The sequence below is a fragment of the Pectobacterium atrosepticum genome (assembly GCA_019056595.1).
GTDB classification, from domain to species: Bacteria; Pseudomonadota; Gammaproteobacteria; order Enterobacterales; family Enterobacteriaceae; genus Pectobacterium; species Pectobacterium atrosepticum.
The window spans coordinates 3,668,967-3,681,596 of the sequence record CP036163.1 but is presented as its reverse complement, the minus strand read 5'-3'; the positions used below and the strand labels follow the sequence as shown (position 1 = coordinate 3,681,596).

Annotated in this window: 13 protein-coding genes and 1 other RNA gene; 9 read left to right on the top strand and 5 right to left on the bottom strand. The window is 51.1% G+C overall.

The features are described 5' to 3' along the window. Positions 1 to 28: 28 nt before the first annotated feature. The gene (gene nudK, locus DCX48_17455; protein QXE16140.1) at positions 29 to 610 is read right to left on the bottom strand and encodes a GDP-mannose pyrophosphatase NudK; all 582 of its coding nucleotides are present in this window, start codon (positions 608 to 610) and stop codon (positions 29 to 31) included. A 377-nt stretch (positions 611 to 987) separates the two neighbouring features. Between nudK and DCX48_17450 the strand changes: the two genes are divergently transcribed. The 3 genes from DCX48_17450 to DCX48_17440 all read left to right on the top strand — a co-directional run bounded on the left by DCX48_17450 (position 988) and on the right by DCX48_17440 (position 3,667). Further along, positions 988 to 2,085, top strand: a complete 1,098-nt coding sequence (locus DCX48_17450; GenBank protein QXE16139.1) for a glycerol dehydrogenase — start codon at positions 988 to 990, stop codon at positions 2,083 to 2,085. A 198-nt stretch (positions 2,086 to 2,283) separates the two neighbouring features. Then, positions 2,284 to 3,450 carry an MFS transporter gene (locus DCX48_17445; GenBank protein ID QXE16138.1) on the top strand — a complete coding sequence of 389 codons (1,167 nt, stop codon included), beginning with the start codon at positions 2,284 to 2,286 and terminating at the stop codon, positions 3,448 to 3,450. A 13-nt stretch (positions 3,451 to 3,463) separates the two neighbouring features. Further along, positions 3,464 to 3,667: a 4-oxalocrotonate tautomerase family protein gene (locus DCX48_17440; protein QXE16137.1), complete on the top strand. Its 204-nt coding sequence runs from the start codon at positions 3,464 to 3,466 to the stop codon at positions 3,665 to 3,667. A gap of 31 nt (positions 3,668 to 3,698) precedes the next feature. On the opposite strand, the gene mntH is transcribed toward DCX48_17440, so the two are convergent. Together mntH and grpE are read right to left on the bottom strand one after the other, a co-directional pair. Then, positions 3,699 to 4,931 carry an Mn(2+) uptake NRAMP transporter MntH gene (mntH, locus tag DCX48_17435; protein ID QXE16136.1) on the bottom strand — a complete coding sequence of 411 codons (1,233 nt, stop codon included), beginning with the start codon at positions 4,929 to 4,931 and terminating at the stop codon, positions 3,699 to 3,701. A gap of 436 nt (positions 4,932 to 5,367) precedes the next feature. Then, a complete protein-coding gene (grpE, locus tag DCX48_17430; GenBank protein ID QXE16135.1) occupies positions 5,368 to 5,955 on the bottom strand; it encodes a nucleotide exchange factor GrpE in 588 nt (195 codons plus the stop codon). Positions 5,956 to 6,103: 148 nt separating this feature from the next. Between grpE and nadK the strand changes: the two genes are divergently transcribed. The 3 genes from nadK (at position 6,104) to bamE (ending at position 9,213) form a co-directional block, all read left to right on the top strand. Next, positions 6,104 to 6,982 carry an NAD(+) kinase gene (nadK, locus tag DCX48_17425; GenBank protein ID QXE17287.1) on the top strand — a complete coding sequence of 293 codons (879 nt, stop codon included), beginning with the start codon at positions 6,104 to 6,106 and terminating at the stop codon, positions 6,980 to 6,982. Between the two features lie 79 nt (positions 6,983 to 7,061). Beyond that, entirely contained in the window at positions 7,062 to 8,723 is a 1,662-nt protein-coding gene (gene recN / locus DCX48_17420) for a DNA repair protein RecN (GenBank protein QXE16134.1), read from the top strand. 154 nt (positions 8,724 to 8,877) lie between these two features. Continuing rightward, entirely contained in the window at positions 8,878 to 9,213 is a 336-nt protein-coding gene (gene bamE / locus DCX48_17415) for an outer membrane protein assembly factor BamE (GenBank protein QXE16133.1), read from the top strand. A gap of 237 nt (positions 9,214 to 9,450) precedes the next feature. On the opposite strand, the gene DCX48_17410 is transcribed toward bamE, so the two are convergent. Both DCX48_17410 and DCX48_17405 read right to left on the bottom strand, forming a co-directional pair. Continuing rightward, positions 9,451 to 9,741, bottom strand: a complete 291-nt coding sequence (locus DCX48_17410; GenBank protein QXE16132.1) for an RnfH family protein — start codon at positions 9,739 to 9,741, stop codon at positions 9,451 to 9,453. After that, a complete protein-coding gene (locus tag DCX48_17405) occupies positions 9,722 to 10,168 on the bottom strand; it encodes a type II toxin-antitoxin system RatA family toxin (GenBank protein QXE16131.1) in 447 nt (148 codons plus the stop codon). Before DCX48_17405 ends, DCX48_17410 begins: the two co-directional genes overlap by 20 nt. A gap of 155 nt (positions 10,169 to 10,323) precedes the next feature. Between DCX48_17405 and smpB the strand changes: the two genes are divergently transcribed. The 3 genes from smpB to DCX48_17390 all read left to right on the top strand — a co-directional run bounded on the left by smpB (position 10,324) and on the right by DCX48_17390 (position 12,613). Further along, positions 10,324 to 10,806, top strand: a complete 483-nt coding sequence (gene smpB / locus DCX48_17400) for an SsrA-binding protein SmpB (protein QXE16130.1) — start codon at positions 10,324 to 10,326, stop codon at positions 10,804 to 10,806. 50 nt (positions 10,807 to 10,856) lie between these two features. After that, positions 10,857 to 11,219, top strand: a transfer-messenger RNA (tmRNA) gene (gene ssrA, locus DCX48_17395). 164 nt (positions 11,220 to 11,383) lie between these two features. Next, positions 11,384 to 12,613, top strand: coding sequence for a DUF4102 domain-containing protein (locus DCX48_17390; GenBank protein ID QXE16129.1), 1,230 nt, complete (start codon positions 11,384 to 11,386; stop codon positions 12,611 to 12,613). Positions 12,614 to 12,630: the final 17 nt, after the last annotated feature.

The following is a 12,630-nucleotide window of genomic DNA, read 5'->3' as shown; positions in this document are numbered from 1 at the left end:
GGAGAGAGCCGTGTGCCATAAAATACGTTCACCCTTTGGCAAACCAGCCGCGAATGATCGCGTGCTGTAGCAGCATGATGGTCTTGCCGTCTTTAATCCGCCCATCGTTCATCATCGCGATGGCTTCGCTGAACGGCAGCTCCAGTACCTCAATATCTTCATCTTCCACACCGCCACCCGAATTATCACGTAGCGATTCATCGTACTCGGCAGCAAAGAAGTGCAGCCGTTCTGTTACGCCGCCGGGCGACATGTAGGCATCAAACAACTTCTCAACGTTACCAACCGCATAACCGGTTTCTTCTATCGCCTCGTTGCGGATGCACTCTTCGGGCGAATAGTCGTCCAGCAAACCGGCACAGGCTTCCAGCAGCATGCCGCTTTCGTTGCCGTTAACGTAGGTAGGAATACGGAATTGTCGTGTCAGAATCACCGTGCCTTTCGCCCGGTTGTACAGCAGAATTGTCGCACCATCGCCACGATCGTAAACTTCACGAATTTGGCGTACTACGCCACCATTCTTTCTTTTCAAATCAAAAACATACTTGTGAAGAATAAACCAGTGATCGGATAGCAGCTTCTTTTCGACGATATCAATAGGAGACGACATGCAAACACCTCGGTGATCGATGGTTGGAAGAGCGCATTCATTTATAACAACGAAGCCATCATATCCCTTTTGAACTCCCGCATAAACGAATAAGGAAACGTATGTCTGGTGGAAATTACGGCATCGTCACGCACCAAACCTATGATATTCATGGTTTAGTTTCATTCTCTCATTCCGCTCTTTTCGTCCATCTCGCGTTTATCGACTATGCTATACCTTAAATCAGTCACGTTTCAGGAAGTCGTGCTGCGCTTTCGTTTTCCCCATCACCACCGTCAATTTGTCTCGTCATAACGCGCGTACCGCAACCGCCTTCCATGATTCACTCGAATTCAATACCGCATCACTTCTCAAACCACATCATCGAGGTAGATAACATGAGTCATTTCATTTTCTCTTCACCTAGAAAATATGTTCAGGGTCGCGGCGTGCTGGATGAACTGGGTGAACAACTCAAGCCTCTGGGAACGAAAGCGTTTCTGATGGCAGATGGCATTGTTTGGGACATCATCGGCCAGCGCGTAGATGCGTCCCTCAAACAGGTGAGCATCGGCTACCATTACGAGCGTTTTAACGGTGAGGCGTCCAGCAACGAAATCACCCGTCTTGCTAAACTAGCACGCGACGCGGGCACCAACATTGTCGTTGGGTTAGGCGGCGGTAAAACGCTGGATACGGCGAAAGCGGTTGCTGATGAGCTGAAACACAATGTCGCGATTGTCCCAACCGTGGCCTCAACGGATGCACCGTGCAGCGCGCTGTCCGTCATCTACACCGACGAGGGCGTGTTCGAGTCCTACCGCTTTTACGACAAGAATCCCGATCTGGTATTGGTCGATACCGCCGTGTGTGCGCAGGCTCCAGCACGCCTGTTTGCCTCCGGCATTGCCGATGGTCTGGCAACCTTTGTCGAAGCACAGGCGGTTCTGCGCTCTCACGCACTTTCTATGCTGGGCGGTAAACCTACGCTAGCGGGCATGGCGATTGCCGAAACCTGCGAAAAAACGCTGCTAGCCTACGGTTATAGTGCTTACAAAGCGGTGGAAAAAGGTGTGGTAACACCCGCAGTGGAATCCGTAGTTGAAGCCAACACGCTACTTTCCGGCTTGGGCTTTGAGAATGGCGGATTGGCGGGCGCTCACGCCATCCACAACGGGTTTACCGCGATCAAAGGCGACATCCACCACCTCACGCATGGGGAAAAAGTCGCCTACGGCACGCTGACACATATGGTGCTGGAGCAACGTCCTGACGAGGAAATCGCACGCTACATTCGCTTCTACCGCGCGATTAACATGCCGACGCTGCTAAAAGATCTGCATCTGGAAAATGAGCCGTTTGAGAATTTGATCAAAGTGGGTGAACTGGCGTGCAGCGACGCCGATACGCTGAAAAATCTGGACAGCGGATTAACGGCTGAAGACGTCGCTCACGCGATTATTGCTGTCGACGCGTTCAGTAAAACCATCAGCTAATCGCAATTGAGGTAAAAAAACCCGGCTCCAGCGGAACAGTGCAATGGAGCCGGGCTTGATATAACAGGCGATTTTCACCAGCGTATTTCTGCCAGAAAACATTCTCTCTGCGTCATCAACCTATTCATGACTATTCACTTTTATTTGACGAGAAAACGGGCAGGATAACGACATATTCTCTATGTCTTGGGTCATCGCATGATGGAACGTCCGCGCTTTATCGCCCTATCGAGCACGCTGACTCTTGCCCTTTTTGGGACAATCGTACTGGCATTGGGTATGGGGCTTGGGCGCTTTTTATATACACCGATGCTGCCCGTCATGCTGGAAGAAGGTGATTTCACCTTCAGCCAGCTTTCCTATATTGCCAGCGCAAACTACGTCGGTTATCTGTTCGGCAGCCTGTTTTTCTCTTTCAGCCGTCGCGCCTCAACCTCTCAACCAGTGTTCCTGCTGTTTACCGCAGCGGCGGCGACCAGCGTGTTGCTCTTCGCGATGACATTGACCACCAATACGATGCTGGTCATGCTCATTCGCTTCATCGCGGGGATCGCCAGCGCAGCGATGATGATCTTCGGATCCCTAATCGTTTTACACCACACAAGGCATACTGGCATTATCGCCTCGCTCTATGCTGGGGTTGGCGTGGGGATCGTGTTAGGCAATGAATTCATCATCATGGGACGGCATTACGTACTAACGGCCGAACTATTGTGGTGGGGAGCGGCGCTGATCTCCACGCTACTTCTGCTCGCCCTACTCATACTTTCGCCGCACAAAACGACCGTACCGCAGCAGCCTATGGTCAATGTTGATGAACAGCCTCACCTTGGCTGGCGACGGCTCGCGCTGCTATACGGCCTCGCGGGCTTCGGCTATATCGTCGTCGCCACCTATCTGCCGCTGATGGTGACGGCGCTAGGCATACCGCATTTATCCCTGCATTTATGGTCGCTGGTTGGGCTAGCAATCATCCCTGGCTGTTTCTTCTGGCTGTGGGCCGCCAGTCGGTGGGGAACGTTACCCTGCCTGACAGCTAATCTGCTGATTCAAGGCGTGTGTGTCCTGCTGACGCTGTTCAGCCACTCTCTGGTGGCATTGATATTCAGCTGTATCGGCTTTGGTGCTACTTTTATGGGAACCACCTCACTGGTGATGCCATTAGCCAAGCGGCTACGCGCGCCGCACGGCATCAACCTGCTTGGGCTGGTGACGCTCACTTACGGTATTGGTCAGATTCTTGGCCCACTACTCACCAGCGTCCTGACGGACACCCACGCTGTCGCACCTGCGATTCTGTGTAGCGCAGCAGCACTTTTCATCGCGGCTGGGCTCTGCTTACCCAATCGCCGCTCATCACTCTAACTCCGGAGAACCTATGCCGTACGTCAACATCAAAATCACCAATGAAGGCGTCACCGCTGAACAAAAACGTCAATTGATTGAAGGCGTAACTCAGCTGCTGGTCGATGTGCTCAATAAAAACCCGAAAACCACTGTGGTGGTAATTGATGAAGTTGAAACGGACAACTGGGGAATCGGCGGCGTGCCGGTGACAGAGTTGAGGAAGGCAAGCAAATAGCGAAACGGTGCCACGCTATGTGGCACCAGATTTATATCCCTATGATCGTATCAATCAGCAGATACATATTCAGGGAAACCACTAGCACGACAATAAGTTGTCCGATGCGCTGTACCCATTTTCCGTTAACCATCGACCCCATCAGTTCACGATTGCCAGTGAAGGACAGCAAAGGAACCAGCGCCAGCGCAATCCCGAAGCTCAGCACTACTTGACTCAACACCAACACTCGCGTCGGATCCATACCGGACAAAATTACGATAAACGATGGCAGCATCGTCACGGCTCGGCGAACCCAGAGCGGGATATGGAAGCGCACGAACCCTTGCATCACTACCTGACCCGCCAGCGTACCGACAACGGTGGAAGAAAGGCCTGCCGCCACCAGACTCAGACCGAAAATCACCGCGGCGGCTTTACCTAACAGCGGCTCCAGCGTGAGGTAGGCTTTATCCAGATCGGCAATATCCTGGTTACCGCTGAAATGGAATGCCGCCGCCGCCGTTGCCATCATCGCCAGATTGACGAATCCGGCAATCGTCATCGCAATCGCGACATCAACTTTCGTTGCAGAATAGCGCTCGGCACGGGAATGACCGCCTTCATGCTGCGTCAGGGAAGAATGCAGGTAAATCACATGCGGCATAATTGTCGCCCCCAACACGCCTGCGGCCAGCAACACGGCATCGGAAGTCGGCAAACTAGGGATTGCCATGCCTTTGGCTAAAGCGGACAGCTCAGGCTGAGAAAATACCAGTTCGACAATATACGCCGCCGCAACAAACAGCAGCAGGCCGCCGATGACCATCTCCAGCGGCTTCTGACCACGCTGTTGCAGCATGAGAATCAGGAAAGTGGCAATCGCGGTGAGGATCGCGCCTTCCAGCAGCGACACGCCCAATAGCAGTTTGAAACCAATCGCTGCACCGATAAACTCGGCCAGATCGGTCGCCATCGCAATAATTTCGGCCTGTACCCAGTACGCCCAAACAGCAGGACGCGGAAAGCGATCGCGGATATGTTCCGCCAGATTCTTACCCGTTGCGATGCCTAATTTGGCCGACAATAGCTGGATCAGCATCGCCATCAGGTTCGCCCACACCACAACCCACAGCAGCGTGTAGCCATAGGCCGCGCCAGACTGGATGTTCGTGGCAAAGTTACCCGGATCGATATAACCAATCGCCGCGATAAACGCCGGGCCCATCAGAGAAAGTTTTACCTTCCTTGATGTACGGCTTGTTGACTCAATAACACCCGGCATAGTATGACCCTTCTAACGCTGTTGTTTATTACTCTCACAAAAATGATAATGATTATCAAGTGCATTTAGATTGGTAATACCAATTCTTTTGATAGCTAATGATGATGAGTCATTAAAAATCTAAAAAACATCTTTTTTATCAAACAAATCTTAACAAAATGTACACTAAATAATTCGAGTTGCAGGAAGGCGGCGACACAGTGAATCTCCAGGAGCTTACTCCAGTAAGTGACTGGGGTGAGCGAAGACAAATTGGCTTAGCCAATTTGAACGCCGCTTGTGGCGACCCTTCAGGGCGAGGTTCAGAGATGAGCCGAGTATTGCCAACGCACATGCAGCTTGAAGTATGACGGGTATACAAACAAAAAACCCCATGCTGAGCACGGGGTTTAGGATGAAGATACGTTTTAAATAGCGTGCGTAAAAGCAGAGAGTATTAGTCTTGTGCTTTTGATACAGCAACCATCGCCGGACGCAGTAAACGACCGTTCAGCGTATAGCCTTTTTGCATTACCATCATGACATGGTTCGGCTGGTGATCGGCTGAAGGTAACATCGTCATAGCCTGATGCACTTCTGGGTTAAACGGTACACCCACATCGCCCACCACCTCGATACCGAATTTATGCACGGCATCCAGCAACGATTTCAGCGTCAATTCGACACCCTCAATCATTGAAGCCAGTGATTCATTGGCTTTGTCCGCCGTATCCAGCGCACGTTCCAGGTTATCGATGACTGGCAGCATTTCACTGGCAAATTTCTCTACCGCAAATTTATGCGCTTTCTCGATATCCATTTCCGCACGGCGGCGAACGTTATCGGCTTCTGCACGGACGCGAAGCATATTGTCACGTTCACGCTGTTGCAGTTCACTAAACTGGGCTTCCAGCTCGGCGATGCGCTCATCACGCGGGTCAGCTACGTCTGCCGTCTCTGGCGCGGCATCCGCTTGCTGCCCTTTTGCTGCTTCCTTTTGATCCAGGACTTGCTCGTCAGGCGTTTTCTGTTCTTTACTACTCATGAAATTCTCCGCGGTTTAGCATTAATCTCGCTAGTTGCTTATTATGGGGATCAAAACCGGAGATTCAAGGGAACCTGTCATATATTGGTTCCTGCTGCTGCCGATACACCACGCTGAGGACAAAACAGCAATGAACACACCGCTTACAATGAACAAGCCGTTTAATTGTATTGGCATTGTCGGCCACCCGCGCCACCCAACGGCGTTGGCAACGCATGAGATGCTCTATCATTGGCTCACCGAAAAAGGTTACTCCGTGCTGATCGAACAACAGATTGCACGGGAACTTAACCTGAAAGACGCACCAACAGGTAGCCTTGCCGACATCGGTCAGCAGGCGGATCTCGCCGTGGTCGTCGGCGGTGACGGCAACATGCTGGGCGCCGCGCGCGTGCTGTCGCGCTATGACATCAAAGTAATCGGCGTAAACCGTGGCAATCTCGGCTTTTTGACTGACCTCGATCCCGATCATGCTCAGCAGCAGCTTTCTGACGTTCTTGACGGCCATTATCTGAGCGAACAGCGCTTCATGCTGGAAGCACACGTTTGCCGCACAAACCAGCCCGACAGCATCAGTACCGCAATTAATGAAGTGGTACTTCACCCAGGGAAAGTCGCACACATGATTGAATTTGAAGTCTATATTGACGACAGATTCGCCTTTTCCCAACGTTCAGATGGCCTGATTATCGCCACGCCCACAGGCTCAACCGCCTATTCGCTTTCCGCTGGCGGCCCTATCCTAACACCGTCATTGGAAGCCATTGCGCTAGTGCCGATGTTCCCGCACACATTGTCTGCCCGCCCGCTGGTGATCAATAGCAGCAGCACGATTCGGCTGAAATTTTCCTGCATTACCAACGATTTGGAAATCAGCTGTGACAGCCAGATTGCGCTGCCAGTGCAGGAAGGCGAAGAAGTGCTGATTCGCCGTAGTGAACATCACCTGAATTTGATTCATCCAAAAAATTACAGTTATTTCAATACACTAAGTTCAAAGCTCGGCTGGTCAAAAAAATTATTCTAAAATTCCACCAAGCTACTTTACTGTATATAAAACCAGTTTATACTGTATGTAAACACAGTTCCCATACAGGAAAACTATCATGCTGGCGCAACTCACTATCAGTAACTTCGCCATCGTGCGCGAATTAGAAATCGATTTTCAGTCAGGGATGAGCGTAATCACCGGAGAAACCGGTGCGGGGAAATCAATTGCGATTGATGCCCTCGGTTTATGTCTGGGAAATCGTTCTGACGCCAGCATGGTCAGGCCGGGGGCTGCCCGAGCGGACATCTGCGCCCGCTTCGCGCTGACGGATACCCCAATGGCACGTCAGTGGCTGGAAGAAAACCAGTTGGATGACAGTAATGAGTGCCTGTTACGCCGCGTGATTAGCGCCGATGGTCGTTCACGCGGCTTTATTAACGGCACCGCCGTGCCGCTGTCTCAACTGCGTGAACTCGGCCAGCACCTGATTCAGATACATGGCCAGCATGCTCATCAACTACTGCTGCGCCCCGATCATCAAAAACACCTGCTGGATGCTTATGCCGATGAACCGAAATTGCTGGTTGCTATGCAACAGGTTTGGCATCAGTGGCACCAAAGCTGCCGTGCACTGGCGCAGTTGCAACAAGCAGCTATTGAACGCGAAGCCCGCCGAGAACTACTGCAATATCAATTAAAAGAGCTGAATGAATTCGCCCCACAGCTCGGTGAATATGAACACATTGATATTGAATACAAGCGTCTGGCAAATAGCGGTCAGCTACTGACGATGAGCCAGCAGGCCATGCAGTTGCTGAGCGAAGACGAAGAGCAAAACATACTCAGTATGTTGCACAGCGTAAAAAGTCAGCTCGGCGAACTGATCGGTATGGATGAAACGCTGTCCGGTGTGCTGTCCATGCTCGAAGAAGCGGGCATTCAGCTTAGCGAAGCCAGTGATGAACTGCGCCACTACAGCGAACAGATGGATCTCGACCCGATTCGACTGTATGAACTGGAACAGCGCCTGTCACGTCAGTTGGCGTTAGCACGCAAACATCATATCGCGCCAGAAGCGATCCCAGCGTTCCATCAGCAATTACAGGAAGAACACCGACAATTGGAACAGCAGGAAAGCGACCATGAGGTGCTCAGTGCCTCCGTCAGTGAATATCATCAGCAGGCGTTACAGCTTGCCGAACAATTGCACGTGCGTCGTCAGCACCATGCCAGCGAACTGGCACAGCTCATCACCACCAATATGCGTGAACTGGCGATGCCGCACGGCTACTTCACCATTGATGTGAAGTTTACGCCAGACAGCCTGACGGCCACCGGTGCCGACAATATCGAATTCCGCGTAACCACCAACCCCGGTCAACCGCACCAGACTCTGGCGAAAGTGGCATCGGGTGGCGAGCTGTCGCGTATTGCACTGATTATTCAGGTCATCACCGCGAAGAAAATGGACACACCAGCAATGATCTTCGATGAAGTCGATGTGGGTATTAGCGGGCCAACAGCCGCCATCGTCGGCAGAATGCTGCGCCAGCTCGGCGAATCGACGCAGGTTATGTGTGTGACACACCTGCCACAGGTTGCAGGCTGCGGTCACCAGCACTTCTTCGTGAGCAAACAAACGGACGGTGCAGAAACGGAAACGCTGATGCAACCGTTGGACAAACGTGCGCGGTTACAGGAACTGGCTCGTCTTCTGGGTGGCAGCGCCGTGACCAAAAACACGCTGGCGAACGCCAAAGAATTGTTGGCAGCCTAAAATCTGCTGCCGACACAGGGCAAGAAAGGCGCATTACAGGTAAAAAAGCTCAACTTTTTTACCTTCCTGGGGTCATACAATCGCCTTGCAGGTTTCCAAGTCCTGCAAGGTCTATTATCATCAGCAACCTATGCCCTTAAGGAATGTAATCACTATGCGCTGTAAAACGCTGACTGTCGTCGCCGCGGTGGTTGTTATGCTGACCGCCGGTTGTTCCACGCTGGAAAAGGTGGTGTATCGGCCGGACATCAATCAGGGAAACTATCTGGCACCGGCTGACGTTGCGAAAATTCACACCGGCATGACCAAACAACAGGTCGCTTATACGCTGGGTACGCCTATGATGCAGGATCCGTTTGGCAGCGATACCTGGTTTTACGTCTTCCGCCAGCAGCCTGGCCATGAATCGGTAAAACAACAGACGCTGACGCTAACGTTCAGCGGCAGTGGCGTGTTAACCAACATCAACAACAAGCCTGCGCTGGATTAATGCTTTCAATGCCGCTAAGTTGAATCAGGATGAATGATCCTATCAGCTAGAAGCGTCGCTTTAAGACGAAGCCCACTGCGGCAGAGTACTTAAGGAAAGCCAACGCACACGCGGCTTGATATACGATGGGTACAACAGCAGGCAAATCTGAATATTTCAGGTTTGCCTGTGTTTTTTATAAGGACGCATTGGTAATGTGCCATCGGGAGAACGTCACTTGTCATTTAACGGCATTGCTCAGGCTTTATTCTTAGAACGTTCAGCACGTTGACGGCGTAGCTCTTTCGGATCGACAATCAGCGGACGATAAATCTCCACACGGTCACCATCCTGCACCACATCGGCCAGTTTCGCCGCACGGCTGTAAATACCGATTTTATTCACCTGCAAATCGATATCATGGCGCAACTCCAGCAGACCTGATGCCACAATCGCCTGCTCGACCGTACTGCCTTCTTCCAGCTTCACCGTGCGTAGATATTGGCGTTCCGGCAACGCGTAGACCACATCAACCTGCATTGCGGACACTGTAAACCTCTTTTGCTCGCTGCGTGAAAGCCTGCACCATATTCCCCGCTAGCTCCTTGAATACTTTGCCAAAAGCAAGTTCAATCAAGGCATTGGTGAATTCAAATTCCAGATGCAGCTCAACTTTACAGGCATCGGCGCTCAGCGGTGTAAAGTGCCAGTCGCCACTCAGTTGACGGAATGGGCCATCGACCAGTTGCATATTGATATTCTGGTTGTGCGTCAGCGTATTACGTGTAGTAAATGTCTTGCTGATACCGGCTTTGGAAACATCTACTGCGGCAGTCATCCCCTCTTCTGAGGAAGAGAGCACGCGACTCCCCGTACAGCCCGGTAAAAACGCGGGGTAGGAAGAGACATCATTCACCAGTTTGTACATCTGCTCTGCACTGAACGGCACCAATGCGGAACGACTTATCTTTGGCATACTATTTTCCGAGATTCATAAAACGCGCAAAATAATAGCATTGATAGCCCGGCAGACAAAAATTCTGCGAAGCTTATCGCACGATATCATTAACCACGACACGGACGCACGGCGGGGATTTCATTCCCAATGACATCCAGTATAATGACGGTACTATGACAAAGAAAAAAGCATACAAACCCGGTTCCGCCACCATTGCGCAGAACAAGCGCGCCCGTCACGAATACTCCATTGAGGAAGAATTTGAGGCTGGCCTTGTGCTGCAAGGATGGGAAGTCAAATCACTGCGCGCAGGCAAAGCAAACCTCAGCGACAGCTATGTCACCTTCATGAACGGTGAGGCTTACCTGTTTGGCGCAACGATCACGCCGCTGAATGTGGCCTCATCGCACGTTGTTTGCGATCCCATCCGCACACGCAAACTTCTGCTCAACAAACGCGAGATGGATTCGCTGTTTGGCCGCGTCAGCCGTGATGGCTACACGGTCGTCGCGCTGTCCATGTATTGGAAAAATGCCTGGAGCAAAGTCAAAATCGGCGTAGCGAAAGGTAAAAAAGATCACGACAAGCGTGATGACATTAAAGAACGTGAATGGAAGTTAGATAAAGCCCGTATCATGAAGAACGCCAATCGCTAAGCCACTGGCTTAACAACGGTAAGTTCTGGTATACTGGTGACAGTTTCTTGGGGGCTGATTCTGGATTCGACGGGATTTGCAAAGCCCAAGGTGCATGCCGAGGGGCGGTTTGCCTCGTAAAAAGCCGCAAAAAAATAGTCGCAAACGACGAAAACTACGCTTTAGCAGCTTAATAACCTGCTAAGAGCCCTCTCTCCCTAGCCTCCGCTCTTAGGACGGGGATCAAGAGAGGTCAAACCCAAAAGAGATCGCGTGGATGCCCTGCCTGGGGTTGAAGGGCTAAATCTAATCAGGCTAGTTTGTTAGTGGCGTGTCTGTCCGCAGCTGGCAAGCGAATGTAAAGACTGACTAAGCATGTAGTACCGACGGTAGAGTAGTTCCGGACGGGGGTTCAAATCCCCCCAGCTCCACCACTTTTTAGTTGTTTGAAGTATACTGAAGTCTATTAAGCCCGCTTGGAACCAGCCTCGCGGGCTTTTTTACGTCTATTGAAGTCTACAGAGAATTGCTAGAAGCTACTACTTATGGCACCCTTTTTGGGACCCAACGTTAAGGGTCCAAAACTAGAGGGTCCAAAATGGCTAAGCTCGCTAAGAAACTCACCGATACTGAAATCAAAAATACCAAACCTGCAGATAAAGAAATCAGCCTGTTTGATGGCGATGGCTTACTTCTCCGCATAGCCCCCATCGCAAAAGGTGGGAAGAAAAATTGGTATCTCAGGTATCCTGTGCCAGTGACTAAAAAACGGACGAAGATGAGCCTTGGGACCTACCCTCATCTTACCTTAGCGAGAGCAAGAGCTTTACGTGATGAATACCTCACCTTACTTGCCAATGGCATCGACCCACAGATCCATAATAGCGATAAAGCCAATGCCCTAAAGGATGCTACTGAACACACGCTACAGGCTGTTGCTCGTAAGTGGTTAGATGAGAAGGTAAAGACCTCGGGCATCTCACAAGACCACGCTGATGATATTTGGCGTAGCCTTGAACGAAACATCTTTCCCGGTCTGGGCAATGTCCCTATCAAAGAAATACGCCCTAAGCTCTTAAAGCAGCATCTTGATCCGATTGAGCAACGCGGTGTTCTGGAAACCTTGCGGCGCATAATTTCACGACTGAATGAAATTTTCCGCTATGCCGCAACAGAAGAACTCATCGAGTTCAATCCGGCTGACAATCTTGGACAGCGTTTCAGTAAGCCTAAAAAGCAAAATATGCCTGCCCTTCCCCCCAGCGAGCTGCCAAGATTTATGATTGCGCTGGCTAATGCTTCCATACGACTCGAAACACGTATGCTGATCGAATGGCAGTTGTTGACGTGGGTTCGTCCGGGGGAAGCCGTTCGGGCGCGTTGGGCAGATATTGATGTTGAGAATAAATTTTGGAACATCCCGCCAGAGTTCATGAAGATGAAACGGCCTCATAAGGTTCCGCTTAGCAAAGAAGCACTACGCATCCTCGAAAAAATGCAGCCAATCAGCGGACATCGTGAGTGGGTTTTCCCCAGCATCAAAGCTCCTCTTAGCCATATGCACGAGCAAACAGCTAACGCTGCGATCATCCGCATGGGTTTTGGCGGTGAAATGGTGGCACATGGTATGCGTTCTATTGCCAGAACTGCCGCCGAGGAATCCAGTAAGTTCAGAACAGAAGTTCTTGAAGCAGCCCTCGCTCACTCTAAAAAAGATGAAATCATTGCGGCATACAACCGTGCAGAATATTTAGCCGAGCGTGCCGAGTTAATGCAATGGTGGAGTGATTACGTCCAAATACAAAAATATAAGTCTATTGCCGCATGATAAAACACAGAAATGTA